Source organism: Vreelandella subglaciescola (genome assembly GCF_900142895.1).
GTDB classification, from domain to species: Bacteria; Pseudomonadota; Gammaproteobacteria; order Pseudomonadales; family Halomonadaceae; genus Vreelandella; species Vreelandella subglaciescola.
In genome coordinates this window covers 2659612-2686375 of record NZ_LT670847.1, presented here as the reverse complement: position 1 = coordinate 2686375, position 26764 = coordinate 2659612, and the positions used below count along the sequence as shown (strand labels likewise).

At 62.7% G+C, this 26764-nt stretch carries 23 protein-coding genes; 6 read left to right on the top strand and 17 right to left on the bottom strand.

The genetic code is table 11. The features are described 5' to 3' along the window. Positions 1-40: 40 nt before the first annotated feature. Positions 41-1240 (top strand): chromate efflux transporter, encoded by a 1200-nt coding sequence (gene chrA / locus B5495_RS12510; protein WP_079554205.1) that lies wholly within the window; start codon positions 41-43, stop codon positions 1238-1240. A 57-nt stretch (positions 1241-1297) separates the two neighbouring features. Here chrA and argA read toward each other — a convergent pair whose 3' ends face one another. The 3 genes from argA to B5495_RS12495 are packed head-to-tail and all read right to left on the bottom strand — an operon-like array spanning position 1298 to position 4611. Next, the gene (gene argA / locus B5495_RS12505) at positions 1298-2611 is read right to left on the bottom strand and encodes an amino-acid N-acetyltransferase (protein ID WP_079554203.1); all 1314 of its coding nucleotides are present in this window, start codon (positions 2609-2611) and stop codon (positions 1298-1300) included. 41 nt (positions 2612-2652) lie between these two features. After that, the gene (locus tag B5495_RS12500; protein ID WP_079554201.1) at positions 2653-3921 is read right to left on the bottom strand and encodes an inorganic phosphate transporter; all 1269 of its coding nucleotides are present in this window, start codon (positions 3919-3921) and stop codon (positions 2653-2655) included. 9 nt (positions 3922-3930) lie between these two features. Further along, positions 3931-4611: a TIGR00153 family protein gene (locus B5495_RS12495; RefSeq protein WP_079554199.1), complete on the bottom strand. Its 681-nt coding sequence runs from the start codon at positions 4609-4611 to the stop codon at positions 3931-3933. A 151-nt stretch (positions 4612-4762) separates the two neighbouring features. On the opposite strand from B5495_RS12495, the gene B5495_RS12490 reads away from it, so the two are divergent. Both B5495_RS12490 and B5495_RS12485 read left to right on the top strand, forming a co-directional pair. Beyond that, positions 4763-5698 (top strand): CYTH domain-containing protein, encoded by a 936-nt coding sequence (locus B5495_RS12490; protein WP_079554197.1) that lies wholly within the window; start codon positions 4763-4765, stop codon positions 5696-5698. Positions 5699-5753: 55 nt separating this feature from the next. Then, positions 5754-6641, top strand: a complete 888-nt coding sequence (locus tag B5495_RS12485) for an ion transporter (RefSeq protein WP_079554195.1) — start codon at positions 5754-5756, stop codon at positions 6639-6641. 43 nt (positions 6642-6684) lie between these two features. Here B5495_RS12485 and B5495_RS12480 read toward each other — a convergent pair whose 3' ends face one another. Together B5495_RS12480 and B5495_RS12475 are read right to left on the bottom strand one after the other, a co-directional pair. Next, positions 6685-7311: an L-threonylcarbamoyladenylate synthase gene (locus B5495_RS12480; RefSeq protein WP_079554193.1), complete on the bottom strand. Its 627-nt coding sequence runs from the start codon at positions 7309-7311 to the stop codon at positions 6685-6687. 45 nt (positions 7312-7356) lie between these two features. Further along, positions 7357-8187 carry a PHP domain-containing protein gene (locus tag B5495_RS12475; RefSeq protein ID WP_231897187.1) on the bottom strand — a complete coding sequence of 277 codons (831 nt, stop codon included), beginning with the start codon at positions 8185-8187 and terminating at the stop codon, positions 7357-7359. A 245-nt stretch (positions 8188-8432) separates the two neighbouring features. On the opposite strand from B5495_RS12475, the gene B5495_RS12470 reads away from it, so the two are divergent. Together B5495_RS12470 and mnmC are read left to right on the top strand one after the other, a co-directional pair. Beyond that, positions 8433-8732, top strand: a complete 300-nt coding sequence (locus B5495_RS12470; protein WP_079554191.1) for a YciI family protein — start codon at positions 8433-8435, stop codon at positions 8730-8732. Positions 8733-8896: 164 nt separating this feature from the next. After that, positions 8897-10924, top strand: coding sequence for a bifunctional tRNA (5-methylaminomethyl-2-thiouridine)(34)-methyltransferase MnmC2/FAD-dependent 5-carboxymethylaminomethyl-2-thiouridine(34) oxidoreductase MnmC1 (gene mnmC, locus B5495_RS12465; protein ID WP_079554189.1), 2028 nt, complete (start codon positions 8897-8899; stop codon positions 10922-10924). 6 nt (positions 10925-10930) lie between these two features. On the opposite strand, the gene B5495_RS12460 is transcribed toward mnmC, so the two are convergent. The 3 genes from B5495_RS12460 to B5495_RS12450 form a co-directional block, all read right to left on the bottom strand. Then, complete coding sequence (locus B5495_RS12460) at positions 10931-11203, bottom strand: YheU family protein (protein ID WP_079554187.1); 273 nt, start codon at positions 11201-11203, stop codon at positions 10931-10933. A 10-nt stretch (positions 11204-11213) separates the two neighbouring features. Beyond that, positions 11214-13325 (bottom strand): NAD-dependent DNA ligase LigA, encoded by a 2112-nt coding sequence (gene ligA, locus B5495_RS12455; protein WP_079554185.1) that lies wholly within the window; start codon positions 13323-13325, stop codon positions 11214-11216. Positions 13326-13488: 163 nt separating this feature from the next. Continuing rightward, a complete protein-coding gene (locus tag B5495_RS12450; RefSeq protein ID WP_079554183.1) occupies positions 13489-14949 on the bottom strand; it encodes a cell division protein ZipA in 1461 nt (486 codons plus the stop codon). A 307-nt stretch (positions 14950-15256) separates the two neighbouring features. Between B5495_RS12450 and B5495_RS12445 the strand changes: the two genes are divergently transcribed. Beyond that, a complete protein-coding gene (locus B5495_RS12445; RefSeq protein WP_079551404.1) occupies positions 15257-16507 on the top strand; it encodes an IS256 family transposase in 1251 nt (416 codons plus the stop codon). Positions 16508-16780: 273 nt separating this feature from the next. Here the strand turns inward: B5495_RS12445 and smc are convergent, their stop codons facing one another. From smc to ccmB, 9 genes are read right to left on the bottom strand one after another with little or no spacing between them, the layout of a single operon-like run. Continuing rightward, on the bottom strand, positions 16781-20272 hold the full coding sequence (smc, locus tag B5495_RS12440) for a chromosome segregation protein SMC (protein ID WP_079554182.1): 3492 nt from the start codon (positions 20270-20272) through the stop codon (positions 16781-16783). Between the two features lie 9 nt (positions 20273-20281). Then, positions 20282-21529: a c-type cytochrome biogenesis protein CcmI gene (gene ccmI / locus B5495_RS12435; RefSeq protein ID WP_079554180.1), complete on the bottom strand. Its 1248-nt coding sequence runs from the start codon at positions 21527-21529 to the stop codon at positions 20282-20284. Next, positions 21526-22008 carry a cytochrome c-type biogenesis protein gene (locus B5495_RS12430; protein WP_079554178.1) on the bottom strand — a complete coding sequence of 161 codons (483 nt, stop codon included), beginning with the start codon at positions 22006-22008 and terminating at the stop codon, positions 21526-21528. The genes ccmI and B5495_RS12430 overlap by 4 nt, the downstream gene beginning before the upstream one ends. After that, positions 21999-22526, bottom strand: a complete 528-nt coding sequence (locus B5495_RS12425; protein ID WP_079554177.1) for a DsbE family thiol:disulfide interchange protein — start codon at positions 22524-22526, stop codon at positions 21999-22001. The genes B5495_RS12430 and B5495_RS12425 overlap by 10 nt, the downstream gene beginning before the upstream one ends. Continuing rightward, on the bottom strand, positions 22523-24523 hold the full coding sequence (locus B5495_RS12420) for a heme lyase CcmF/NrfE family subunit (protein WP_079554175.1): 2001 nt from the start codon (positions 24521-24523) through the stop codon (positions 22523-22525). Before B5495_RS12420 ends, B5495_RS12425 begins: the two co-directional genes overlap by 4 nt. A gap of 57 nt (positions 24524-24580) precedes the next feature. Continuing rightward, entirely contained in the window at positions 24581-25066 is a 486-nt protein-coding gene (gene ccmE, locus B5495_RS12415; RefSeq protein WP_079554173.1) for a cytochrome c maturation protein CcmE, read from the bottom strand. Continuing rightward, positions 25056-25295 (bottom strand): heme exporter protein CcmD, encoded by a 240-nt coding sequence (gene ccmD, locus B5495_RS12410; RefSeq protein WP_079554171.1) that lies wholly within the window; start codon positions 25293-25295, stop codon positions 25056-25058. The genes ccmE and ccmD overlap by 11 nt, the downstream gene beginning before the upstream one ends. Beyond that, positions 25296-26036, bottom strand: a complete 741-nt coding sequence (locus B5495_RS12405) for a heme ABC transporter permease (RefSeq protein WP_079554169.1) — start codon at positions 26034-26036, stop codon at positions 25296-25298. It lies immediately after the preceding gene. 11 nt (positions 26037-26047) lie between these two features. Next, positions 26048-26713, bottom strand: a complete 666-nt coding sequence (gene ccmB / locus B5495_RS12400; RefSeq protein WP_422822034.1) for a heme exporter protein CcmB — start codon at positions 26711-26713, stop codon at positions 26048-26050. Between the last annotated feature and the right edge of the window lie 51 nt (positions 26714-26764).

Genomic DNA, 26764 nt, shown 5'->3' with positions numbered 1-26764 from the left:
GCACCACGCAGCTGAAGCACGATGACAAGGAGTCCGGGCAATGCGCCATACGCCACATCCTTCGGGGCGCGTCAGAGACGTGTTCAGCGCCTTTCTGCTGCTGGGCCTGACCTCCTTCGGCGGCCCCATTGCCCACCTCGGCTACTTTCGCACCGAGTTTGTGGAGCGGCGCCGCTGGCTCTCCGAAGCTGCCTATGCCGATCTGGTGGCGCTGTGCCAATTCATGCCCGGCCCAGCCAGTAGTCAGATGGGCTTCGCCCTGGGGCTGATGCGCGCCGGCCCCTGGGGCGCAGCGGCGGCCTGGACGGCCTTCACCCTGCCCTCGGCTATCGCGCTGGTACTGTTCGCCCTGGGCGCTGCCGTGCTTGATGGCCCTATCAGCCAGGGCATCATCCACGGCCTCAAGATCATGGCGGTAGCCATTGTTGCCCACGCCGTGTGGGGCATGGCCCGCAGCCTTTGCCCCGATCCTCGACGCGCCGGCATCGCTCTGGCCGCGGTGTTCACCGTGGTGCTGGTCAGCGGCCCATCGGGCCAAGTGGCGGCCATCGTGGTCGGTGCCCTGGCTGGTATGGCGCTGTGTCGGGCCCACACCAAGGCCAGCGCGCCCGAGCTGCCGCTGCTCGTCTCCGTCCGCGCCGGACGCTGGGCGGGGCTCGCCTTCGTCATCTTGCTGGCCGGCCTGCCGCTACTGGTCTGGGCCAGCCCCTCCGCCACTCTGGCGATTATGGAGGCCTTCTATCACGCCGGCGCCCTGGTGTTCGGCGGTGGGCATGTCGTGCTGCCACTGCTCGAAGCCGAGGTAGTGCAATCCGGCTGGGTCAGTGCGGACGCGTTCCTGACAGGCTATGGCGCCGCCCAGGCCGTACCTGGGCCACTGTTCACCTTTGCCGCCTATTTGGGCGCGATGATAGCGCCGCACGGCAGCAGCCTGCTCGGTGCTGCCCTTGCGCTAGTCATGATATTCCTGCCCGGGATACTGCTGTTGGTAGCGGTGCTGCCCCACTGGAATCGGTTTCGCCGCCGGGATAGCGCTCAAGCGCTGATGCACGGCGCCAATGCGGCAGTCGTCGGCATTCTGGGTACGGCTCTTTATCAACCAGTCTGGACCAGCGCCATTCTCGGCCCTCGTGAGTTCGCCCTGGCGCTGACCGGTTTTCTTCTGCTCAACGTCTGGAAACTGCCCGCCTGGGCAGTGGTGATCATCTTGGCCAGTGGCGGAATTCTCATCACCCTGTAGCGGGCATCGCCACAGGGACAAACGGCGCTTTCAATAAGCACATCAGAAGGGAAACGCTCAACCAAGCGTCTTGAACAGCACCTTGGATTTACGCGCGTGATTATAGGCGTCGCGCTTGAGCGGCGGCAGTTCGTCCAGGCTTGACGGACGAAAGCCGTGCTCGGCAAACCAGTGAACGGTGTGGGTGGTGAGTACAAAAAGCGCGCCTACGCCGCGGGTTCGCGCACGTTGTTCAAGCGCTTCAACCAGCCGCTCGCCGCGCGCGCCGCCGCGATAATCGGTATGCACCGCCACGCAGGCAAGCTCGGCTACGTCGGCGTGGTCAAAGAGCTGCAGCGCACCGCAGCCGATCACCATGCCGTCGCGCTCGATCACCAGATAGTCGTCGATTTCGTGCTCAAGGCGCTCACGGGAGCGCGCCACCAGCATGCCGCGCTGCTCGAGCGGCTCTAAAAGCTCTAGCAAGCCGGCCACGTCGCCAAGCGTTGCCGGACGCAGCTGCTCGTAGCGGTGCTGGGTGATCATGGTGCCCACGCCGTCGCGGGTAAAAAGCTCGCCCAATAGCGCATCGTGATTGCGCCACGACAGCAGGTGGGTACGCGCCACGCCTTCGCGCGCGGCCGCGCAAGCGGCCTGAAGATGGCGGGCAAGCTCGCTGCCCGGCGTGGCGGCGTTTAACCGCGGGGCCGCATCAATCGGGGCCAGCTGGCGCAGCAGCGCACCGTGCTCGTCGGTCAGCCCGTCAGACTCGCCCAGCAAGATGAGCTTGTCGGCCTTGAGCGCCACGGCGGCATGCCGAGCGACGTCAGCGGCGTCCAGATCAAACACTTCGCCGGTGCTGGAAAACCCCAGCGGCGGCAGCAGTACCAGCGAGCCCTGATCCAAAAGCCCTTCGACAGCGCCAGCGCGTACCCGGCGCACCTCACCGCTGTGGTCGAAATCGATGCCTTCGCGCACGCCCAGCGGCTTGGCCGTGACCAAATTGCCCGAGACCACGCTCAGCTCCACGCCGTGCAACGGCGTGCTCGGCAGCCCCAACGAAAGCCGCGCTTCGAGCCACAGGCGCTGCTGGGCGGCTACCCGCTCGACTTGGCGCATCACCGCGCCATCCGCCACCCAGCGCCCGTTCACCCGCCGCGGCGTCACGCTAGCCTCTTCCAGTGCCGCCTGCACCTGCGGGCGAATGCCGAACACTAGCGTCAGGCGTACGCCGAGCGTATGCAACAGCGCCAAGTCCTGGATCAACTGTTCGCCGCGCTCCGAGGCCATCGCCTCGCCCTCAACCAGAATGACAAAGGTGCGCCCGCGGTGCGCATTGATATACGGCGCCGCGTTACGAAACCAGTCAACAAAGGGGAAGCGCGTCTCCACGGGTAGCTCTCCAGCAGCAGTCATTACATCAGGGGGTCGGCTTAGGCGCCAAACATCCCTTTCAACATAAAGAAGAACAGAATGGAAAGCCCGGCGCCAGCGGGCAAGGTAATCAGCCACGACACTGCAATGGTGCCAATCACGCGCAGGTTGAGCGCGGTCATCCCACGAGCAAGCCCCACGCCCAACACCGCGCCGACCAGCGTCTGCGTGGTCGAAATCGGCAGCCCCGTGCCCGAGGCCAGCACCACGGTAGTAGCCGCTGCCAGCGTAGCAGCAAAGCCGCGGCTCGGCGTCAGCTCGGTGATGCGCGTGCCCACGGTGGCAATCACCTTATGGCCGTAGGTCACCAGCCCCACCACGATACCGGCGCCACCCAGCACCAGCACCCACCAGGGCACCAGCGCAGCACCGCCGATCTCGCCGCCGTTTTGCACCACGCTGATCACCGCGGCCAGCGGGCCCACTGCGTTAGCCACGTCGTTGGAGCCGTGGGCAAAGGCCATGGCGCAGGCGGTGAACAACATCAGCACGCCAAACACGCGCTCGACGTTGGCATAGCCAAACTGGTCTTCGTGTGAATGCACGTACTTGACGCGCCGTTCAAGCATGATCCCGATACCGGTGATAACAAGCCCCACCAGCACCGAAAGCCCCAGGCTTTGCACAAAGCTGATGTGTAGCCCCACGTGCTTGAGCCCTTTGGTCATGGTGACCATCGACACGATAAAGCCGACCATAAACATGTAAAACGGCACATAGCGCTTAGCCGCGGCGAGCGGGTCGCGGTCTTCAAAAATCAGCAGATGGACCGACTTGAACAGCACAAAGCCCACCGTACCGGCCAGCAGCGGCGAGACAATCCAGCTTGCCGCGATAGTGCCCACCACGCCCCAGTCCACCGTTGATGCGCCCAGCCCGGCCACGGCAAAGCCGACAATCGCGCCGACGATCGAGTGGGTGGTCGATACCGGCCAGCCCTTGAGCGAAGCGAGAAGCAGCCAAGTGCCCGCCGCCAGCAAGGCGGCAAGCATGCCGTACACCAGTAGTTGCGGGTCATCCTGCAGAAGCTCAGGGTCAATAATGCCCTTGCGGATCGTATCGGTGACCTCGCCCCCGGCAAGCCAGGCGCCCAGAAACTCGAACACCACCGCAATGATGATGGCCTGCTTGATGGTAATCGCCCGGGAGCCCACCGAGGTGCCCATGGCATTGGCCACGTCGTTGGCGCCCACGCCCCAGGCCATGAAAAAACCGAACGCGCAGGCCAGAAAGATGAGAACGTCGCCGTGCTGTGCAATAACCTGCATACTGCCCCCTTAGTGCGCGGTGAGAATCTGCAGACGGCTACCCACGCGCTCGGCGCGGTCAGACAGCTCGCCAATACCGTCGATGATCTTGTACAAAAAGATCACATCCACCGGCGGAAGCTCTTCTTCCAGCGCAAACAGCTGACGGCGAATCGCCACCTGCTGGCTGTCGGTCTGGTGCTCCAGCACATGCAGTTCACGAATCATGTTCTGCATCACGTCAGCGACGTTGCGGCCAAAGGCGGAGTCCAGCAGGTCCTGCAGCTCCTCAAGCGCCTGGCGCGCCTGCGCCACGCACTTCACGCTGGTGCGGATATAGTCACGCATGGGGCCGGCAAGGGAGGCCGGCACCTGCATTTTACGTCCGACCATGATGCCGGTAATGTCGCGCACCTTGTTGGCAATCTTGTCTTGCACGCTGATCAGATCCAGCAGATCCGAACGCGACACGGGCAAAAACATGGTGTTAGGTAGATTGAGGCGCAGCTCGGTCTTGAGCTCGTCGGCTTCGTGCTCAAGGCGCGTGACGTTCTCGCGCAGTTTGGCCGCGCTTTCCCAGTCATTCTCAAGGGACGCCTCAAAGAACGGCAGTAGCTGGTCGGCACATTCATTAGCCTTGACGATATGTGCCAGCAGCGGCTGGAATGGCGAGCGGCCAAACATTGAAGAGAAAGGATTCGAGGTAACCATAAAGCCTTTAAGCCTGTTGTCGGAAAGCCCGGAATTGGCGGCGCCAGTATAGAGACTGGCCTGGCCGCCGTCACAAAAAGTTCATAAAGTCATAAAAGTTTCACCCCATTGTCATATGGGATCATCGACATACCAAGAGGTAGCACGCGCCATGCCAAGCTCTGTTTCACGCCCTAACGCCAAAGCGGCCGAGCCGGCGCCGCAGGAAATCGAGCTCAAGCTCGCGCTCGCCCCCGAAAGCCCTGCCCAGCTCATTGCCCATCCCCGCTTGGCCGCCCACGCATCGGCAAAGCAAACCCTTGCCAACGCCTACTTTGACACCCCCGAGGGCACGCTTGCCGCCGCGCGCATTGCCCTGCGGCTGCGCCAGGTGGATGGCCTTACGCTGCAAACTCTGAAAACCGCCGGGCACGGCGGCGGCGGGATTTCCACGCGCAACGAGTGGGAATGGGAAGTGGCATCAGCAAAGCTCGACGCCTCAGGGCTTGATCTAGCGGGGCTTGCCGACCTCCCTCCGATGCGAGCGCTGGGCCGTGAAACACTAACGCGGCTTGCCGTGCAGTTACGCACCGACTTCACCCGTCGGCGCTTTGAAATAACCTACCGCCAAAGCGTGATTGAAGTGGCGCTGGATGAAGGTGAGGTCATTTGTGGGCAGGCGCGCGCGCCCATCCGCGAGCTGGAGCTTGAACTCAAAGCCGGCGCGCCCGATGCGCTCTGGGAGCTGGCCGACTTGCTTGCCGAAAGCGTGGCGCTGCGCCCGTCTGGCAGCAGTAAAGCCGCCCGGGGCAATGCGCTGAGCAACGGCCACTGGCCGCTACCCGACGCGCAAACGCCCGGCGAATGGTTCCACCGCGCCACCCTCGCGCTAGACGCCTTTCACGACAGCGGCCAGGCCGTTTTTCTGTACGCCGCGCAGAGCGCGTTGGCATGCTTGGCAGAGCACCCCGATCTGCCGGCACGCGAACAGAGCCTGGCCCTCGCGCTGGTCAACGAGCTTGGCAGCGACGTCCAGCCAAACACGGCCTTTGGTCAGGCCGCGCTGACGCTTGCCCGGCACCTAGCCCAGCGCGTGCCGCTGCGCTAGGCTAGCGGATCAAGAACACCGCCTTACTTCGCTTATTGCCTGCCAGGGAAGCACTATGAGCTTAACGCCCGGTTCGGAAGGCCTGCGTGCGCGCATCTTTCATATTATTTTTGAATCCGACACGCCCGTCGCCAAAGGCTTTGATATCGCCCTGATCGCGGCGATCCTGCTCGGTACGGCAACCATTCTGCTCGACAGCGTTGCTGCCTATCACCAGCGTTTTGGTGACGTATTCAACTATCTTGAATGGGTCTTTACCGTCCTTTTCACCTTAGAACTTGCCGCGCGCATTTACTGCCTTGAGCGCCCTTCGCTGTATCTCAAAAGCTTTTACGGCGTCGTCGATGTGCTGGCGATACTGCCCGCGTGGCTGGTGCTGTTTATCCCCGGCACTCAGGGGCTGGTGATTATCCGCCTGCTGCGAGTACTGCGGATTTTCCGTATTCTGCGGCTGATGGAGTTTGTCGGCGAAGCGCGGCTGCTGCTCGACGCCGTAAATCGCAGCATGCGTCAGATACTCCTGTTTTTCTTGAGCATCCTGATGATCGTCACGCTGTTTGCCGCGCTGATGTACACCATCGAGCCGGCGTCGGCGGGCTTTACCAGCATTCCCCGTTCGATTTACTGGGCGATTGTCAGCATGACCACGGTGGGCTACGGTGATATCGTGCCTATCACGCCGCTGGGCCAGGCCATTACCATGCTGCTGATGCTGCTGGGCTATTCGATCATCGCCGTGCCTACCGGGGTGTTCTCCGCCCAGGTGATCCGCTCGATTCGCGCCGACCGCTACTCGGACGAAGCCTGCCCCGGCTGCGGCCACGACCGCCACGAAAAACGCGCCCTCTACTGCTTGCTATGCGGCACTTGGCTTGATGAAAACAGCGAAGACCCGCGCCTGGCTCAGGCAGATAGCAGCCATAAAAATACGCCCCAAGACTAATCCCGGGGCGTATCGTCATCCGCCGTCGCAGAGACGGCGGCCATCACGCCTCTACAAACGGCGTAATATCGCCGCGCCCTTCACGCACGATGACCGGCGGCATCTCGCGCAGATCGATCACGCTGGTCGGTTCCAGATGGCAGGCGCCGCCGTCGATGATGAGATCCAAATGCGCGCTAAAGCGCTCACGAATTTCTTCGGCGTCGGTCATCGGCAGCGTTTCCCCCACGGGAATCAGCGTCACGCTCATCAGCGGCTGACCCAGTGCGCTCAGCAGTGCGTGGGTGATCCGGTGGTCAGGCACGCGCACGCCAATGGAGCGGCGCTTGGGGTGCAAAAGCAGGCGCGGCACTTCGTTGGTTGCCGTCAGGATGTAAGTATAGGGTCCCGGCGTATGCGCCTTGAGCAGCCGGAATTCGGCGTTATCTACCTTGGCGTAGGTGCCAATTTCAGAGAGATCCGAGCACACCAGGGTAAAGTTATGCTTGTTATCCAGCGAACGCAGCCATTTAATTTTTTCAACGGCTTTCTTCTCACCCAGATGGCAACCCAGGGCGTAGCCCGAATCCGTCGGATACGCGATCACACCGCCTTTGCGGACAATGTCTACGGCCTGATCGATCAGGCGCTTCTGCGGATTTTCCGGATGAATCTGAAAGAACTGGCTCATCGTCGCATCTCCTTGGGACGTGATTTTCTGTAAGGGCTCGTGGAATCAGGAAGTAAGCAGACGCAGGCGCGGGTGCTGCCAGATAGGCGGCGCACCGGTGCGCGGCACGACGCTCATGCTGCCCGGCGCGGCATGGCTGCCGGGAAAATGAAAATCGCTGCCGAGGGAAGCATAAAGGCCGCGCTCGACCAGCTGGCGCGCCAGATCGCGGGTGGTATCGGCGTTTTGCTGACCGTTAACCAGTTCCACCGCCTGGCCGCCGGCCTCGACAAACGTATCCAGCAGCTGGCCGCGCTTGCGCCGCGTCAGGGCGTAGCGCAACGGATGCGCCACCACCGCCACGCCGCCGGCGTCCACGATCCAGCCGACCGCTTCGCCAATTTCCGGCCACTGGGCTTTGACATCGCCCTTTTTGCCGCTGCCCAGATAGCGCTTGAACGCATCAGCAAAGTCTTTCACCACGCCGTCGGCGACCAGCGCCCGGGCAAAGTCCGGCCGCCCCAGCGGGCGCTCACTGCCCGCCTGCGCCCGCGCCTTGGCCAAGGCGTCATTCAGGCCGACTTTTTCCAGCCGCTCGGCGATGACCTCGGCGCGTTCAATGCGCGCCTGGCGCTGGCGCACCAACCCTTCGGCCAGCGGGCCGGTGGCGCCATCGGGCATCAGCGCCACCACGTGAATGCCGATGCCCCGCCAGCGGGTCGAAATTTCGCAGCCCGGCATCAGCTCAATGCCCGCCTCGCGCGCCGCCGCCGCCGCCTCGGAAACGCCGTCCATAGTGTCGTGATCGGTCAGGGCCATATGGCTCAGCCCGCGCTCGGCGCACAGCGCCACCAACTCGGTGGGTGAGAGCGCGCCGTCCGACGCTGTGGAATGCATATGAAAATCCAGCGAATAGTGCTGGTCGGCATCCAACGTACCGCGCGGTGGAAACAGGGTTCGTGAAGCCGTTCTTGAAGACGCTTGTGAAGACGTTCTTGAAAACATGGACATGACGCCGCGTGGGGAATTTGTCAAAATATATCGCCCTCATGGCGAATGTTTAGCCATAGTGCGTGCTTGCACCAGCGTGGTCAATTACACACTTATCCACCGCCAGCCCTTTCACCCCGCGGAGTTACCCCATGCTTTATGCCATTATCAGCGAAGACGTTGCCGACAGCCTTGAACGCCGTCTGGCCGCTCGCCCCGACCACCTTGCTCGCCTGGAAGCCCTGCGCGACGACGGCCGGTTGATCCTTGCCGGCCCGCATCCGGCCATCGACGCCGACAACCCCGGCGAGGCGGGCTTTAGCGGCAGCCTCGTGGTCGCCGAGTTTCAAAGCCTCGATGCCGCTCAAGCCTGGGCCGACGCCGACCCTTACGTCATTGCCGGCGTCTACGCCCAGGTGGTGGTCAAGCCGTTCAAAAAAGTGCTGCCCTGAACAGCCCGCGTTTCTCGCCAAGGGTTTTCACGGCATGCGGTCATAAAAGTTCCTCACAAAGCCTGTGGAAAACTCTGTGAAAACCCGGCGGACGCATTGCGCTAAGCCAGAAGTGCCGCACGGCTCGGCACATTGATCATTTTTTAACCACGGCGGACGCTCTCGTGACCCACGCAAACGGCGAATCGCGCTTTCCTCCCCTGCCCGCACTGGCCGAACTAACGCGCCCGGCGCTAAGTTGGGAAAACGGCGCGCCGCATTCCCAAGCCTTTGAAGACGTGTACTTTTCTCGTCAGGACGGGCGCGCGGAAACCGAGCACGTGTTTCTCGACGCCAACCGACTGCCCGAGCGCTTCGCCGCCTGGCAAGCGCCGCGCGCCTTCGTGATCGGCGAAACCGGCTTTGGCACTGGCTTGAACATGCTCTGCGCCTGGGCGTGCTTTGAACGCCACGCCCCGCCCGGCGCCCGGCTGCATCTGGTCTCTACCGAAAAGTATCCGCTGGCGCGCGAAAGCCTTGCCCGGGCGCTAAGCGCCTGGCCGGCGCTCGCCGACTATGCGCGCACGCTGTGCCAGCAGTGGCCCGACGCCGTGGCCGGCGTTCACCGGCTATTGCTTGGCCCGCGTGTAACGCTGGACTTGCACTTTGGCGATACCACCGAGCGATTGTCACTGCTGGACGGCAAGGTAGACGCCTGGTTTCTCGACGGCTTTGCGCCGTCAAAGAATCCACAGATGTGGCAGCCCGATCTGTTTTCGGCCATGGCCACGCGCTCACGCCCCGGCGCCACCTTTGCCACCTTTACCTGCGCCGGCGTGGTCAAGCGCGGGCTGAAAGCCGCGGGGTTTAGCTGGCAAAAAGTGCCGGGATTCGGACGCAAGCGCGAAATGCTCGCCGGCCATATCGACACGCCGCCCGACGATACCCGCCGCCAGAGCACGCCGTGGTTTACGCCACCGGCGGCAAAGCCCGCGCGCCACGTCGTCGTGATTGGCGCCGGTATTGCAGGGGCAAGCGTGGCCGCCGCCTTGGCGCGGCGCGGCGTGACGGTGACCGTGGTGGAAAAAACCGCGCCGGCGGCGGGCGGCTCGGGCAATCGGCAGGGCGCGCTTTACGTCAAGCTCGCCGCCGATACCAACAATCAAAGCCGCTTTTATCTGGCCGGGCTGATGTACAGCCGCCGCCTGCTGGACGCCCTCGACCCCGAACACCGGCTGTGGCAGCCCAGCGGCGTGGTGCAGCTCGCCCTGAGCGAAAAAGAAGCCGCCCGCCAGCGGCGCTTTGGCGAGCATCACCCGCTGCCGGATGAGTTGGTTCGCGGGCTGGATCACACCGCGCTGAACAGAGAGGCAGGCGTTGAGATAGCCGCCGCGCAGGGGCTGTTTTATCCACAGGCGGGCTGGGTGCGCCCCGCCGCGCTGTGTGAACACTTACTCGCGCAGCCCGGCATTACGTTGACGCTGGGCGAGGTCAGCACGCTGGAACGCGACGAAGATGGAGATGGCTGGCGGGTAGCGCTTGCCGACGGCACCGCGATCAGCGCTGACCAGGTGGTGATTGCCAGTGCGCAGCTGGCCAACCGCTTCGCCCAAACCCAAGCGCTGCCGCTGCAGCCGGTGCGCGGGCAGGTCAGTGAAATACCCCTGCCCGACGGCGTGACCGGCCCCGAGCGCGTGGTGTGCGCCGGCGGCTACGCGCCGCCGGCGCTTGACGGCGTGCTGACCGTGGGCGCGAGCTTTGTGCCCGACTGCGCCGAGGACGACCTATGCCCGCGCGATCACACACACAACCTAGCCGAGCTTGAGCACATGCTGCCCGCGCTTTCCCGTGCACTTGTTGAGGCCGGCGCCGAGCTGCGCCCCGAGCAGATGCACGGCCGAGCGGCGATCCGCGCGGCCAGCCCGGATAAAACGCCCTACGCCGGCCCTGTACCCAACGCCGCGGCCTGGCGCGAGGACTACGCTGCGCTGGGCAAGGATGCCTCGCAGACGTTCACCACCGCGGGAAAACACCACGCCGGCCTCTGGGTCAGCGCCGCCCACGGCTCGCGCGGGTTTTCAAGCGCCCCGCTGTGCGCCGAGGTGATTGCCTCGCACCTCTGCGACGAGCCGCTGCCCCTTGAAGCGCCGCTCGCCGACCACCTGCACCCCGGCCGGCGGCTGATCCGCGCGCTGTCACGCAGCGCCAACTAAAGACGCCTAGATATCGCCCTCTTCTTCATCATCGGCGATGTCACGGCCAAACTTTCGCCACTGCTCCAGCGTCATCACTTCGGTCATCTCAAGCTCAATGTCGTGGGCGATAAGCAGCTCGCCGCGCTCAAGCTGCTGCTTTAATTCGCTGATCCAGCCGGCCATGCCCGCGCCGGTATCGGTGGTATCGTAACCTTGGCGGGTGACAAAGGTTTCCAGCAACGCGTCCAGCGTATCCGCCGGCAGCATGCGCGCCGGCACCTCGATAAAGCGGCTCATCAGTGCCTCCCTAGTGGTTAGATTGTTCGTCAGTCGACACATCATTAGGCGCCTCGGCGGTTGCGTTTTCCCACTCGGCGAGCTGCGCGATAAAGCCGGCTTCATCCAGCACCTTGACGCCCAGCGCCCGGGCTTTTTCCAGTTTGCTGCCCGCCGCGTCGCCGGCCACCACGCAGGCGGTTTTCTTCGACACGCTGCCGGCTACCTTGGCGCCCAACGCCTGCAGCCGCGCCTTGCCTTCATCACGGGTCATGCTTTCGAGCGTGCCGGTCAGCACCCAGGTTTGCCCTTCAAGCGGCGTGGGACCGGCGATCACTTCGCGCTCATCCCAGTGCACGCCGGCGTCGCGCAGCGCAGCAAGCGTCTGCTGATTGTGCGGCTGGCGAAAAAACGTGTGCACGTGCGCCGCCACAATCGGCCCAACGTCATTCACCGCCTCAAGCGCTTCCCGTTCGGCCGCCTGAACCGCCTTTAGCGTACCGAAATGCGCGGCCAGACTGGCGGCGGTCGCCTCGCCCACCTCGCGAATACCCAGCGCATAGATAAACCGCGCAAGCGTCGTGGCCTTGGCTTTCTCCAGCGCTTCTATCAGATTGTGCGCGGATTTCTCGCCCATACGCGGCAGCGTCTGCAAGCGCTCGGCTTCCAGCCCGAACAGGCCCGCCGGCGTCTCGATCCAGCCGTTATCCACCAGCTGTTCGATGAGTTTTTCGCCCAGCCCGTCGATATCCAGCGCGCGGCGGCTGGCAAAATGCTTGAGCGCCTCCTTGCGCTGGGCAGGGCAGTAAAGCCCGCCCGAGCAGCGCGCCACCACCTCACCCTCGAGCCGTTCGATCTCGGAGTCGCACGCCGGGCAGCGCGTGGGAAATACTATTTCGCGGGCGCTTGCCGGGCGCTTGTCAGCATCGACCCGCACGACTTTCGGAATCACGTCGCCGGCACGCCGAATCGTCACGGTGTCGCCGATGCGCACGTCCAGACGCGCAATTTCATCGGCGTTGTGCAGCGTGGCGTTGGAGACGATAACGCCGGCCACCGTCACCGGCTCCAGCCGCGCAACCGGGGTAATCGCGCCGGTGCGGCCCACCTGAAACTCGACCTCGTTAAGGCGGGTGATTTCTTCCTGCGCGGGGAATTTATACGCCGTTGCCCAGCGCGGCGCCCGCGCCACAAAGCCCAATTCGCGCTGCTGGCGCAGGTTGTCCACCTTGATTACCGCGCCGTCGATATCAAAGCCCAGCGCGTCACGGGTTTCACCCAAGGCTTCGCAGTAGCGGGCGACCGCGTCGGGGCCTTTAAGCACTTCAAGCTCGCGGCTAACGCGAAACCCTAACCCGGCCAGGCGCGCCATCAGCTCGCTATGGGTGAGATCACCCGGGTTGGGCGCGATACGCGCGGCCTGATAGGCGTGAAACTCCAGCGGGCGGGTGGCCGTCACCCGCGGGTCAAGCTGGCGCAGGCTGCCGGCGGCGGCGTTACGCGGGCTGGCAAACACTTTGGTGTCACGCTCACGGGCATCAAGGTTGAGCTTTTCGAATCCGGCGTGGCGCATAATGACTTCGCCGCGCACTTCCAAAAGCTCAGGCGGGTTATCACCGCGCAGGGTAAGCGGCACCGAGCGCAGCGTGCGCAGGTTAGAGGTAATATCCTCGCCGGTGCGCCCGTCTCCCCGAGTGGCACCGCTGACCAACGCGCCACGCTCATACACCAGCGACACCGCCGCGCCGTCAAGCTTGGGCTCGCCGCTAAAGGCGATTCCCTCTGCACTGCACTCCAGGCGCTCGGCCACGCGCTCGACAAAGGCAACGATTTCCTCGCGGCTGAACGCGTTATCCAGCGAAAGCATGGGTACGGCGTGCTCAAGCTCGGGAAAGCCACCGGACGGCGGAGCACCTACGCGCTGGGTTGGCGAGTCGGGCGTCACCAGCGCCGGGTATTCTTCCTCAAGCGTTTGCAGCCGGCGCAGCTGACGGTCGTAGTCGGCGTCGGTCAGCGTCGGCTCGTCGCGCACGTAATAGCGGTAGTTGGCCTCATCCAGCGCCGTACGTAGCGCGTGGGCCTCACCGTGCACGGCGGCGGGCAACGGGCGTGTGGAAGGCGACGATGAATCGGACTGGCACATAGCAGCAAGTTCTCAGACGGTAAAAAGACGACAAAACAGCGCAAAGATGCGTCCGTTAAAACAGTGAAGGTAAAACGCTCAGTGAAACCCGTAGGATAAAACAAAAACACCCGCCAATCATTGGGCGGGTGTTTGTATGTCAGCCGCTAACGCGGCACAAGGGTTACTGCGCCTGTAGCTGGCGATGCAGGCGGTGGCGACGCTCAAACTCGTGCACCCGCTGGCGAGCAAATTCGATGGTTTGCGCAGTCATCACGCTGTGGTTTTCATCCTTTAGCTCACCGCCCATGTGGCGAACCACCACCATGGCTGTTTCGACCATGGCTTCAAAGGCCGCGGCGCTGTCTTCACCGCCGGGTAGCGGCATCAAAAACGTAATACCAGGGCTGGTAAAGGGCTCGCCTTCTTCCACCGGGAAAGAGCCGGGCTTGACCACGTTGACCATGGAAAACTGTAGCGCGCTGTCTTCGCTTTCGGTTTCAAAGCGATGGAAAACACCCAGACCGCGGCTATAGCGCAGCCCGCAGGCCATCAACAGCTGCAATAGCTTGACGCCGTCAAAGCCCTCTTCGTCGCGCGACAGGACGCTGATCACGATCATTTCATCGGCATCGGTCAGGGTATCGCGGGCGGGGCCACCCGGCACGTCGTTGCGCAGCGCTTGTTCCAGCACCGGATCTCCTGCGGGAAGAGCATCGTCTTCCCACTCTTCCGGCTGATAGTCGTCCGGCTGAAAAGCATCCTCTGCTGCTGAGGCCTCCGCTGCGGCAGCATCGGCAGCCGCGCGTTCCGCATCAACCTGACGCTGCGGTTCTGCGGCCAGGCGCGCCTGTTCGGCGTCGGCGGCCTGCTGTGCTTCCACGCGGCGCTGCTTGTCTTCCTGGTCCTGCTGTTTACGTGCCTGACGCTCGGCCTGTTCTTTGGCCTGCGCTTCGGCACGGCGCGCCTTTTCTTGCTGCTTGAGCTGTTTGGCGTGCTGCTTGTCCTTCTGCCGCTTGGCCAGACGCTTCTTCATCGAACGCCCCATGCCCTCAAAGTCGACAAGGCGGTACTCGTCTTCGTCCTCGTCGTACTCACCGACGATATCGGCGCTCAACTGGCGGCGCGGTGCTTCACGGGGCTCGGCCTCGGCACGGTAATGTACCTGGTGCGCCCGGGCATCTTCTGCATCGGCACGAATCGCAAACGCGGGAGTTGGCGTCTCCTCCTCCACATCGTCATGCGCAGCCGTCTCGGCAGAGGGCGGCGCCGATGGTGGCACCGGCGATGATACCGGCATAGTAACGTCGGGTGCGGTCTGCGGCGCCGGAGAAGAAGCCGAACGGCGGAACTCGGACAGCACCCGAGATGAGGCGGCCTGTTCGGGCTCCCGACGCTTCAATTTGGGCTTTTCCGTCATGGCGCTGTAATCGGCAGGCTTGACTACCCGGGCGCCGCCGTTGGGCAGCTCCCAGTCAAGCTCGGCTTCCCGCGCTGCTTCATCGGGATCGCTGCTGCCGGCCGCATGAGCAGCCTGATCCAGACGCGGGACGCGGCGCTGACGCTGGAGCCGGCGTACACCATCAATGACGATGAGTGAAACCAACGCCAGCCCTAATATGATTAGCCACTCTCTTAGTTCCATGTCGCACTTTCCATGGGTCGTTTGCCGGTTGCTTGGTCCGGTGGCTTTTACCGATTGTTTTAACCGGTAATAAAGCGCCGCTATAGTGATAAGCTGTGTATATTTACAGCCGTAAATGATTGCAGCAGTTTGGTGATTCGGTTGCGCTATGGATGCCATGCGCGTGACGTAATAACTGCCTTGTTTTCGCCTGATCTTGATATAAGCCGAGCTATGGTGATTTCTGGTGTATGGAAGCAGGCTGAAGAGGTGGCGTATCCTGTTGGTTGATCTCGCCAGATCACAACCAACAGAGGAATGATACGCCATGTCAAAGTCTACCCTGCACGCTCTTTCACAACCAGAGTTGGAACAGGATCTATTGCACGAAACGATCCGTAATGGGGCCCGCAAGCTAATTGCTGAGGCTGTGGATGCCGAGCTGGCAGCGCTGCTTGAGCAGTATGCGGATCGTAAGGCACCGGACGGTCGTCAGGCTGTGGTTCGCAATGGCCACCTGCCTCAGCGTCACGTCCAGACCGGTGTTGGCGATGTCGAAGTGCAAGTACCCAAGGTCCGGGACCGCAGCGGGACCGGCATCCGTTTCAATAGCACGTTATTGCCGCCGTACCTGAAGCGGGCCAAGAGTCTGGATGAGCTGATCCCCTGGCTCTACCTGCGAGGCGTCTCGTCCGGAGACTTTCAGGAAGCCCTGAGCGCCTTGGTGGGCGATCAGGCCAAAGGTTTATCCGCCAATACGGTCTCCCGCTTGAAGGCCCGGTGGCAGGACGAGCACAAGGCTTGGCAGCGCCGGGATCTGAGCCAGAAGCGCTATGTCTACTGGTGGGCCGACGGCGTTTACAGCAACGTGCGTATGGACAACAAGCTGTGCTTGCTGGTCATCGTCGGTGTCACCGAGCATGGCCACAAGGAACTGGTCGCTGTTGAGGACGGACACCGGGAGTCCGAGGCGAGTTGGCTGGAACTGCTTGAGAGCCTGAAGAGCCAGCATTTGGGGGTCGCCCCGAAGCTGGCTGTGGGCGACGGTGCCTTGGGCTTTTGGAAGGCCCTGACCAAGGCCTACCCAGAGACCCGGCACCAGCGGTGCTGGGTGCATAAGACGGCCAATGTGCTCGATAAGCTTCCCAAGGCCCTGCAACCCAAGGTCAAGTCGGCTTTGCATGAGATCTACCTGGCCGAGACCCGGGACGCCGCCCACACGGCGTTTGACAGCGCACTGAAGCGTTTCCAGGACAAGTACCCGAAGGCCATGGGGTGCCTTAAAAAAGATCGGGAGGAGTTACTGGCCTTTTACGATTTTCCGGCGGTGCATTGGATTCATCTGCGCACCACCAACCCGATTGAGTCGACCTTTGCCACGGTGCGGCTAAGGACGAAGAAAAGCCGGGGCTGTGGGTCCAGAGACACCACCTTAGCGATGGTATTCAAGTTGATGCAAACCGCCCAGAAACGGTGGAAACGCATTAAGGGATTTCAGCTCCTGGAACTGGTCGTTAACAACGTCGAGTTCCAGGACGGAGAAGCAGTGGAGGATCAATCAGACGGGAACGTTGCCTGATGCCCATACACCAGATTTGACAATAACTCATATAAGCCTTGGATGGGCTTTAACCCAGCGTAAATATTGATCTCGCCTGAACTTCTACTCTAAGCATAGCGTGATTGCCATAAAAAGGGCCAGATTTTGCGAACTTTCACCTTTTAGTACTATTTTTACCTCATTTTAGCGCCACTGTTAACCATCGCATTACGTTACGTAGAGGTGAGCCTCATCACTGTGTGACCACGACTTCCATACGAAAGTATTATCATAACAGACGTATCGACACGGCTAGGCATCTGCCAACGCAGCGGCTTCGTTTACGCCCACGGCCACCAGCCGTGACACGCCGGGCTCCTGCATTGTGACCCCCATCAGCCGTTCAGCGGCTTCCATGGCAATCTTGTTGTGGGTGATGTAGATAAACTGCACGCTTTCCGACATTTCCTTCACCAGCTTGGCGTAGCGCCCTACGTTGGCGTCGTCCAGCGGTGCATCAACCTCGTCGAGCATGCAAAACGGCGCCGGATTGAGCTGAAAAATGGCGAACACCAGCGACAGCGCCGTCAACGCTTTTTCGCCGCCGGAGAGCAGGTGGATGGTGCTGTTCTTCTTGCCCGGCGGACGCGCCATGATCGCCACGCCGGTTTCTAGCAGGTCGTCACCGGTGAGCGTAAGCCAAGCCGTGCCGCCGCCAAACACCCGTGGAAACAGCGTCTGTAGCCCCGCATCGACTTCCTCAAAGGTCGCTTTGAAGCGCACCCGAGTTTCTTGGTCGATCCGCCGGATCGCTCGTTCAAGCGTTTCTAGCGCCTCGGTAAGCTCGGCGTGCTGGGCTTCCAGATAGTTACGCCGCTCGGCCTGTTGGTCGTATTCTTCGATAGCGGCCAAGTTGATCGCGCCAAGCCGGCGGATTTTATCCGTGGTGGCCTCAAGCGTGGTTTGCCAGCGGGTTTCTTCGGCCTCGCCGGGCAGCGTTTCGCCCAGCTCCTCGGCGTTATGCCCCAACTCTTCAAGCTGCTCGTCCTGGGTGGCGGCTTTCAACGACAGCGCCTGCACCTCCATACGCCGCTGCTGCAGTTGCTCGCGGCTTTGCTCAAGCGTGCGCTCGTGATTTTGCCGCGCCAGCTCGTCGGTGCGCAGCTGCTCGGCAAGCGCGCGCGCCTGATCGCGGGTGTCGGTCAGGCGCCCTTCCTGCTGTTCGCGCTGGTGCAATAGCTCTTCAAGCTCCTCGACGGCCATCTCGTCGGGCTCGAACAGCGCTTCACAGCTTTCTTCAAGCTCGGCGATACGCAGCGCCAGCCGCTCTTCGCTTTCGTCGCTGCGCGCCTGTTGGGCATTCAGGCTGTCGCGCTCGGCGCTCAACCGCTCGCGCTCGATGGCCAGCTCCTGTTGGCGAGCCTTGAGCGGCGCTTGCTGTTGCGCCAGCCGCTCGCGCCGTTCGCGCTGCAGCTGGCGCGCGGCCTGGGCGTCTTCGCGGCCGAGTGATGCCTGCTCCAGCCGCGCCATGGCGCCACCCCAACGCGCGCGCTGCTCTTCCAGCGTCAGCGTCAGCTCGGCGGCGTCTTCGTCGAGCCGTGCAAGCTCTTCGTCAAGCTCGGCGGCACGGCTTTCAAGGTGCTCGATACGCTGAGCCTGGCCGCGCTCGGCCAGCGCCGTTTGCTGCAGCGCGGCGGCGTGTTCGCGCTCGCGCTGGGTATGAGCCTCGCGGGCGCTTTCCAGCGTTTCCAACGTCTCACTCGCCTCATCAAGCTGCGCCTGGGCAAGCGCCAGTGATTCTTCCTGAACGCGATGTTCAGCGGCAAGCTCGGCGTAGCGTCGGCGGGTAACCAGCAGCGCATCAACGCCCTCGCCCGAGGCTTTCTGGCGCACGAACCCGGGAGCCTGCCAGACGCCATCGAAGCTGAGTACGCTTTGGCCTGGCGCAAGGCTCGGCGCCAGCGTCTGGGCTTCTTCCGCAGTGGCCACGCAGCGAATACTACCCAGCCAGGTGCCTAGCGCGCCGGCACTATATACCTGTGCGGCGAGCGTGCCGGCCGGCGCATCGACGGCGGCGTCATCCAGCAGGCACCAGTCGGCGGCGAGCGCCTCAGGCAGCGCGGAAAGCGCCTCGATGGGCACCAGCCGGGCGCTTAACCACGGAGCCAAAAGCCATGACACGGCTTCTTCCCAGCCGGGCGTTACCTCGATGGCTTCGCCGAGCCGTGGCGCCTGCGAAAGCCCCCGCTCGGCAAGCGCTTGATCAAGCGCCGGGTCGTGGTCAGCAAGAGCCGCGTCAATCAGCGTTTTCAGCGAGGTTTGTTCGCCTTCAATACGACTGAGCGCGGCCTGTGCCTGCTCACGGTATTGGCTTTGCGTCTGCAGCGTCTGGCGGGCAGCGCTTAAGCGCTGCTGGTCGTGCTCACGCTGGGCGGCAAGGCGCTCGGCCTCGGCTTCGGCCTCACTCAGTGCTGCCTGCTGCTCGGCGTGCGCCCCGCGCAGCGTGGCCACGTCGTCAACGTCGCCGCGTTGGGCGCGCCGGCGCTCGCGCTCTTGGCGCAGGCGCTCGATACGCTGCTCCAGATCGCGCAGCTGGTCCTGACCGCGTTCGGCCTCGCGGCTGGCATCGCGCCAGTTTTCATCGGCCGTTGCCCAAGCGTCTTCAGCGCTCTCCAGCTGCGGGGCGGCGTCAGCCAGCTCGGTTTCCAGCGCTTCCAGCTGCTCTTCAAGCGCTTCCATGTCAGGTAACAGCATCTCAAGGCGCGCATCGATAGCCTCAAGGCGCGCGGCGTCGCCTTCGCTTAAGCGGCGCTGTTCCGCGAGCTCGCGCTGGGCGGCGTCAACGTCGCTTGCCAGCTGCGCCTGGCGGCTTTTGCGGTGGGATTGATCCTGCTCCAGACGGGCGATGCGGGTAGTGGTGGCGTAAAACGCCTGCTGGTGGCGGTCGAGCACCTCAGCCAGCGCATCGTGCTGCTCGCGCGCCTGTTCCAGCCGGGTTTCGCACTGGCGCACGCCGAAAACATCTTTCTCGACGGCGATCTCCAGCTCGCGTACGCGGCTTTCTTGATGGCCTTGCTCGGCGCGCAGGGTGCGGCCGCGCAGCAGCGCCAGCTCGCCCTTGAGGCGGTGCTCCTGCTGCTTGAGCGCCTGATAACGTTTGGCGGCTTCGGCCTGGCGCTTTAGCCGTTCGAGCTGCTTGTCGAGCTCTTCGCGGATATCGTCCAGACGGTCGAGGTTTTCCTGAGTGCGGCGCATGCGGTTTTCGGTTTCCCGCCGGCGCTCCTTGTATTTGGAAATGCCGGCGGCTTCTTCAAGCGTGGCGCGCAGATCGTCCGGGCGGGCTTCGATCAGCCGCGAGATCATACCCTGGCCGATAATCGCGTAGGAACGCGGCCCCAGCCCCGTGCCCATGAACAGGTCAGCAATATCGCGCCGGCGGCACTTCTGGCCGTTGAAGAAATAGGCCGATTGGCCGTCCCGGGTCACCTGACGTTTGACCGCGATTTCGGCGTACTGGGCGTAAATCCCGCCCATGGTGCCGTCGCGGTTATCAAACTTGAGCTCGATGGTCGCTTGGCCCACCGGCTTGCGCCCGGTAGAGCCGTTGAAGATGACGTCGGCCATGGATTCGCCGCGCAGGGTCTTGGCCGACGACTCGCCCATCACCCAACGCACGGCGTCGATAATGTTGGACTTGCCGCAGCCGTTAGGGCCGACAATCGCGGTCATGTTGCCGTCAAACGGCACGCTGACCGGATCAACGAACGACTTGAAGCCGGCCAGACGGATGGAGGTTAAACGCATCGCGTCCGCTTACTTGAAGACGCGGTTAATGGTCACCTCAACGGCGTCGCTATCTGCCACCGCCCCCACGGGCACGTTATCGGCGTCGCCGAACAGGTCTCCCGGTTGGGGCATGGCCTGGCCCGAAGGCGATACGCGCACCACCAGGCGGGCGTTATCCACCTGGGCAAGCGTCGCCTGGGGCGACATGGCGTTGTTTTCCCCCAGCGTCACGGTGGTCGGCAATTCGGCGATCGTGGTGCGCACCACCGCCAGCGGCGGCAGCTCACCGGCGAGATCGCGCGCGGTGATAAACACCGTGGCGTCGTCGGCTACCTGATCGCGCAGTGACGGGTCCAGCGCGACCTGCACCGCTACGCCGTGGCTGGGCGCCTGTGCATCGGCGGCGTCATCCGGATCAATCCCCAAACGCTGCTGGGCGACCTGAATGCCCTGCTTGAGCGATGCTTCCGTATCCGGATTCTGAACGTTGGCAACCGCGCGACGCCAGCGGTCAATGGCCGTCTCGTAGTCACCGTTGCCAAAGGCGTGAATCCCCATTACACCCAGCATCGTGGGCTCGCGGGGATCTTTTTCGCGGATTTCATCGACCAGCGCCTGCACCTCGGGGGTGAGCTTGCGCTCGGCCATGAAAAAGCGAATTTGTGCCAGCTGCGCGAGCAGCGGCGCACGGCGACCTTTCAGCGCGATCAGGCGCTCAAGCGCAGCGGCGGCTTTTTCCGGCTGGCCGGTCTGGCGATACAGCGGAAACAGCTCGCCCCAGACGTTGGGATTGTCCGGCTGGCGTTCAGCCTGCGCCTCCATGCGCTCCAGATACATGGCCAGCGAGCCGTCAGGGTCGTTCTGCACCTCCTGTTGCACGGCATAAAGCGCCAGATCGCCTTCAGCACCCTGCTGCTGGTACCAGATGACGCTTGCCAGCACCACCGCCACCATAAGCAGCGGGACGGCTATTCGGCCGGCACTTGAGACCTTGAGCGGGCGACGCGACAGGCGTTCAGTGTCGCCAAGCAGGCTACGCTCAAGCTCCAGGCGATCCTGCGCGTATTGCGTCTCATCGATATCGCCACGCGCGCGGGCGGCGTCAAGCGACTCCAGCCGGCGCCGGAAAATCGCTACGTTTTGCTCGGCAGCGGTGTCGTTGGCTTCGTCAGCCGCCAGCGTATCGTGCAGGCGGCGCGACTCGCGCAGCGGCAACACCAGAAACCAGAGTGCCAGCACCAGCAGTACGGCAAACCCAATCCACAGCGGTATCATGGAGACCTCTTGCGGTTAATTAATTCATCAAGGCGGGCACGCTCATCGGCGCTGAGCGAGGCGACTGAGGCGTTGCGCCGGGCGCGTACGAGCAGCACCACCAACAACGCGCCGGCCAACAACAGCGCAACGGGAATACCCCAGAGCAGGTAGGTGCGATTGTCCAGCCGCGGGTTATACAGAATGTACTCGCCGAAGCGCTGAACCATGTAGTTGACGATTTCAGTATCCGACTTGTCGTCCTGCAACAGCGTATACACGCGGTCACGCATATCGCCGGAGATGGGCGCGTCGGAATCGCCAATGGCTTGGTTTTCGCACAGCGGGCAGCGCATCGACGACGTCAGGTCGAGGTAGCGCGTCTTCTGCACGGGGCTGTCAAAGTCGCGCACCTCGATGCCACCGGCAAGCACGCCAGTGGCAAGCGTCATTGCCGTCGTCATCAACAGGGCGGCCAACAGCCAGCGGGTTATTGCCATTTTTCCACCTCCGGCACAATCACGTCGCGCACGTCTTCGGGGGCAATATAGCCCGTATGGTGATAGCGAATCACGCCGTCAGCATCAACTAGAAAGGTTTCCGGTGCGCCGTAAACGCCCAGGTCAAAGCCCAGATCGCCGTCGGGATCAAAAATATTGAGCTCGAACGGGTCGCCGAACTCTTCCAGAAATTGCTGGCCTTTCTCGCGGGTGTCGCGATAGTCGACGCCCACCATGCGGATGCCGCGATCCGCCAGATCCAGCAGCTGTGGCATCTCCTGCTTACAGGCGGGACACCATTCGCCCCAGACGTTGACCAGCGTGACCTCGCCCTTGAGCAGCGATTCATCAACGCGGCGCTCGGGGTCTTTCAGGGTCGAGGCGCTGAACGCAGGGAAGTCCCGCTTGATCAACGCTGAATCCCGGTACGACGGATCCAGCCCCAGACGATAATAAAAAAACGCGGCCAGCCCCAGAAAGGCGATAAGCGGCAAAAACAACAACAGTCGACGCTTCATCCGGAGGCCTCCTGTGATGACGCCGTATCCGACGCGACGCCCCGGCGGCGCTTGGGCGCACGGCGATAACGCTTATCAGCCACGGCAAGCAGTCCGCCGGCGGCCATCAGCAGGCCACCCAGCCACAGCCAGCGCACTAGCGGCTTGTACTGCAGGCGTATGGCCCAGCTGCCGTCGCCCAGGTCTTCACCCATCGCTACGTACAGATCGCGGGTAAAACCAGCGCGCAGCGCCACCTGGGTCAGGGGCATGCCGGTCGCCAGATACAGGCGTTTTTCCGGGCGCATCATAAAGCTACTGCCGTTCTCGCGCTCGACGCGAATCACCGCGGTATCCGCCAGGTAGTTGGGGCCGCGCCGCTCGGTAAATTCCTGCATGGTGAAGGTGTAGCCGGCCATCTCGGCCGAATCACCCGGCGCCATGCGCACGCTGCGCTCAATGTTGCCGTTGGAGACCACTGCCACACCGACCATGGTCACGGCGATCCCCAGATGCCCCAGCACCATGCCCCAGTGAGCCAACGAGAACTTTTTCAAGCCGCGGCCAAAGGTCTTGGCACTGCGCGCTTTGACCACGATATCACGCAGCAGCGGCAGCACAATCCACAGCGCCAACATCATGCCCAGCATGACTTGGGCGTTCCATTCGGGACCATAAAACACCGGAATCAGCGCGCCCAGCACCAGCGCGGCCACACCGGACAGCCACACCCGGGAGTACAGCTCGCGGCCCGGCATCTGCTTCCAGCGGGCAATCGGGCCAAGCCCCATAAACAGGCTCATAACGATCGCCAGCGGCACAAACAAGGTGTTGAAATACGGCGGGCCAACGCTGATTTTACCCAGCCCCAGCGCGTCGAGAATCAGCGGATACAGCGTGCCCAGCAGGATAGTCACGGTCATGATGACCAGCACAATGTTATTGATCAGCAGCAGCGAATCCCGCGATAGCCAGTTAAAGCCCACCTTGTGGCTGACCTTGGGCGCGCGCAGGGCAAACAACAAAAGCGACAGCGTGACGGTAATCGCCAGCAGCATCAGAATGAAAAACCCGCGCGCGGGGTCGTTGGCAAAGGCGTGCACCGAGGTCAACACGCCCGAGCGCACCAGGAAGGTACCCATCAGCGATAGTGAGAACGTCGCAATGGCCAAGAGCACCGTCCAACTTTTGAACGAGCCGCGCTTCTCGGTCACGGCAAGCGAGTGAATCAGCGCGGTACCGGCCAGCCACGGTAGCAGCGAAGCGTTTTCCACCGGATCCCAGAACCACCAGCCGCCCCAGCCAAGTTCGTAATAGGCCCACCAGCTACCCAGCGCGATGCCTACGGTTAAAAAGGCCCAGGCAATGTTGGTCCAGGGGCGCGCCCAGCGAGTCCAGGCAGCGTCCAGCCGGCCGCCCAGCAGCGCGGCAATGGCAAAGGCGAACACCACGGAAAAACCGACATAGCCCATATAGAGCATCGGCGGATGCACCACCAGGCCAAAATCTTGCAGCAGCGGATTAAGGTCGGCGCCGTCCTGGGGCACGTTGGGCAGCAGGCGGGAAAACGGGTTGGAGGTAATCAGCACAAACAGCAAAAACCCGGAACCAATGACACCCAGGACGCCGATCACCCGCGCCACCATGTCACGCGGCAGGTTGCGCGAACAAAGTGATGCCATCAGCCCCCAGCCCGCAAGCATTAAGCTCCAAAGCAGCACCGAGCCTTCATGGTTACCCCACACCGCACTGAACTTGTAATACCACGGCAGCATTGAGTTGGAGTTATTGGCCACGTTCGCCACGCTGAAATCATCCAGCATGTAGCTGGCCGTCAGGCAGGCGTAGGCAATGCCGATAAAGACAAACTGCCCGACCGCCATGGGGCGGCCGTAGGCCATCCATAGCGGGCGCCGGGTGGCCGCGCCGGCAAGCGGCACCACGGCCTGCACCAGTGCCATCAGTAGCGCGATAATTAGCGCAAAATGGCCAATTTCGGGAATCATTTTCGTCAACATGTGCGCTCCGGAATCGCGGGAGTATCAGCAGGGCCTGTCAGGGTGATGTCAGGGGAGCTAGCCGTCCGAGGTGCGTGAATCGGCCGTTTTCCCCTGGGTCTTGAAATCCGACGGTTGATAGCCCGCCTGTTCCAGTGCATCGGCCACCTCCGGTGGCATATAGTTTTCGTCGTGACGCGCGAGCACCTGATCGGCACGGAAGCGGCCGCTTTCCTGCAGCTCACCCACCACGACAACCCCCTGCCCTTCGCGGAATAGATCCGGCAGAATCCCGCTGAAATAAACATCGAGATCACTAACGTAGTCGGTCACGGTGAACTCAACGTTAAGGCTTTCGGGGTCGCGCGAAACGGTGCCCTCTTTGACCATGCCGCCGGCGCGCATCTGGCGTTCGATCGGCGCACTGCCCTCAGCGATCTGCACCGGGCTGAAAAACAGGTTGATGTTGCTGCGCAGCGCGTACAGCGTCAGCCCCGTGGCAATGGCCGCAAGGCTGACCAAGCCGAGAATGACAAAGAGTTTCTGCTTGCGTTTAGGTGTCATGGTGACCTCCACCTGCAGCCGCATTACGTGCGGCGGTGTCCTGCTGCGTCGCGCGATGCGCTTGATCTCGCCGTTCGCGGCGCTTCAGGCCCTTGATAAGCTGGCGACGCTCAAGGCGGGCATGCCACACCGACGCCAGCAGAAGAAATAGCGTAACGCCCCAAGCGGACCACACGTAAGGTGCGTGACCGCCCATGGCGAGAAAATCGGCAAACGAGGTAAACGCCATCTATCGCGCCTCCTGGAAAAGCTCTCTGACCCAGCGCTTGCTGCCCTCGCGGCGCAAAATCTCACTGCGCGTACGCATCAGCGTCAAGGCGATAAAAAAACTGTAAAACCCCAGCACCATAACCAATAGCGGCAGCCACATCGTCATCGGCATAGACGGGGTTGAGGTGACGCTGAAGGTCGCCGGCTGGTGCAGCGTGTACCACCAATCCACCGAGTATTTGATGATCGGAATATTGATGACGCCTACCATGGCCAGCACCGAGGCCGCGCGCGAACCGCTGTCGCGGCTAGAAAAGGCGCCGCGTAGCGCGATCACACCCAGGTACAAAAATAGCAAAATTAACATCGAGGTCAGTCGCGCGTCCCACATCCACCAGGTTCCCCAAGTGGGCACGCCCCAGACCGCGCCGGAAAACAGCGCCACAAAGGTCATCGCCGCGCCGAACGGCGCCATCACCGTGGCAGCCATGTCGGCCACCTTGATCTTCCAGACCATGAACACAAGCCCCGCCGACGCCATGCTGATAAACGCAGACTGGGCCAGAAACGCGGCCGGCACGTGGATGTAAATGATTCGAAAACTGTTGCCCTGCTGGTAATCCGCCGGCGCAAACGCTAGCCCCCAAACGGTTCCCGCGACAATCAGCAGCGCCGCCACCGCCCAACACCACGGCTGCAGTTTAGCGCTGATGGCATAAAACCATTTAGGCGACCCTAGCTTGTGAATAAACGCCCACATAGTGGTTTCCCTCAACCGTTGATACTGATACGCAGCGACGCGGCAATCGCCCAGGGCGAAAGCGCCAGCGAAGCCGCCAGCAGCGCGCCGAGTATGGCCAGATGCGCACCGGCGCCGTCACCCATGATGGCGGCCTGGACGGCGCCGGCGCCAAAGATAAGCACCGGAATATAAAGTGGCAAGACCAGCAATGATAACAGTACGCCGCCGCGAGCGAGCCCTACCGTTAACGCCGCGCCAATCGCCCCGATCAAACTCAGGCTGGCACTGCCCAGGGCAAGCGATAGCGACAGGATGGCGTAGCTGCCGGCCGGCAGCGACAGCATGATCCCCAGAAGCGGCGCCATCAGCGCAAGCGGCAGCCCAGTCAAAAGCCAGTGTACCGCGACCTTGGCCAGCGAGAGCGCCGCCAGCGGCTGCGGGGCCAGCAGCAGCTGCTCGAGGCTACCGTCGTCGAAGTCGCTGCGAAACAGACTGTCCAGCGACAGCAACGCGGCGAGCAGTGCTGCCACCCACAACAGCCCCGGCGCGATGCGCGTCAACAGCACCGGATCGGGCGAAATACCGATGGGAAACAGCGTGATGACCAGCGCAAAAAACACCAGCGGGTTAAGTACTTCGCCGCGATGGCGCAGCATCAGGGTCAGATCACGCCTGAGCGTGGCAATCAGCGCAATGCTTACGCCGCCCCGGGCGCCCTGTACGTCAAAGCGTACCGGTGGCGTGTC

What these genes read in the sequence shown, in the direction of transcription:
- B5495_RS12500 (WP_079554201.1), bottom strand. Translation starts at nt 3,921, where the DNA reads ATGCAGGTTATTGCACAGCACGGCGACGTTCTCATCTTTCTGGCCTGC.
- chrA (WP_079554205.1), top strand. Translation starts at nt 41, where the DNA reads ATGCGCCATACGCCACATCCTTCGGGGCGCGTCAGAGACGTGTTCAGC.
- ccmD (WP_079554171.1), bottom strand. Translation starts at nt 25,295, where the DNA reads ATGGCGTTTACCTCGTTTGCCGATTTTCTCGCCATGGGCGGTCACGCA.
- B5495_RS12495 (WP_079554199.1), bottom strand. Translation starts at nt 4,611, where the DNA reads ATGGTTACCTCGAATCCTTTCTCTTCAATGTTTGGCCGCTCGCCATTC.
- B5495_RS12420 (WP_079554175.1), bottom strand. Translation starts at nt 24,523, where the DNA reads ATGTTGACGAAAATGATTCCCGAAATTGGCCATTTTGCGCTAATTATC.
- B5495_RS12445 (WP_079551404.1), top strand. Translation starts at nt 15,257, where the DNA reads ATGTCAAAGTCTACCCTGCACGCTCTTTCACAACCAGAGTTGGAACAG.
- B5495_RS12450 (WP_079554183.1), bottom strand. Translation starts at nt 14,949, where the DNA reads ATGGAACTAAGAGAGTGGCTAATCATATTAGGGCTGGCGTTGGTTTCA.
- B5495_RS12490 (WP_079554197.1), top strand. Translation starts at nt 4,763, where the DNA reads ATGCCAAGCTCTGTTTCACGCCCTAACGCCAAAGCGGCCGAGCCGGCG.
- B5495_RS12485 (WP_079554195.1), top strand. Translation starts at nt 5,754, where the DNA reads ATGAGCTTAACGCCCGGTTCGGAAGGCCTGCGTGCGCGCATCTTTCAT.
- ligA (WP_079554185.1), bottom strand. Translation starts at nt 13,325, where the DNA reads ATGTGCCAGTCCGATTCATCGTCGCCTTCCACACGCCCGTTGCCCGCC.
- B5495_RS12475 (WP_231897187.1), bottom strand. Translation starts at nt 8,187, where the DNA reads ATGCATTCCACAGCGTCGGACGGCGCGCTCTCACCCACCGAGTTGGTG.
- B5495_RS12405 (WP_079554169.1), bottom strand. Translation starts at nt 26,036, where the DNA reads ATGTGGGCGTTTATTCACAAGCTAGGGTCGCCTAAATGGTTTTATGCC.
- B5495_RS12460 (WP_079554187.1), bottom strand. Translation starts at nt 11,203, where the DNA reads ATGAGCCGCTTTATCGAGGTGCCGGCGCGCATGCTGCCGGCGGATACG.
- smc (WP_079554182.1), bottom strand. Translation starts at nt 20,272, where the DNA reads ATGCGTTTAACCTCCATCCGTCTGGCCGGCTTCAAGTCGTTCGTTGAT.
- B5495_RS12425 (WP_079554177.1), bottom strand. Translation starts at nt 22,526, where the DNA reads ATGAAGCGTCGACTGTTGTTGTTTTTGCCGCTTATCGCCTTTCTGGGG.
- B5495_RS12480 (WP_079554193.1), bottom strand. Translation starts at nt 7,311, where the DNA reads ATGAGCCAGTTCTTTCAGATTCATCCGGAAAATCCGCAGAAGCGCCTG.
- ccmI (WP_079554180.1), bottom strand. Translation starts at nt 21,529, where the DNA reads ATGATACCGCTGTGGATTGGGTTTGCCGTACTGCTGGTGCTGGCACTC.
- ccmE (WP_079554173.1), bottom strand. Translation starts at nt 25,066, where the DNA reads ATGACACCTAAACGCAAGCAGAAACTCTTTGTCATTCTCGGCTTGGTC.
- B5495_RS12470 (WP_079554191.1), top strand. Translation starts at nt 8,433, where the DNA reads ATGCTTTATGCCATTATCAGCGAAGACGTTGCCGACAGCCTTGAACGC.
- B5495_RS12430 (WP_079554178.1), bottom strand. Translation starts at nt 22,008, where the DNA reads ATGGCAATAACCCGCTGGCTGTTGGCCGCCCTGTTGATGACGACGGCA.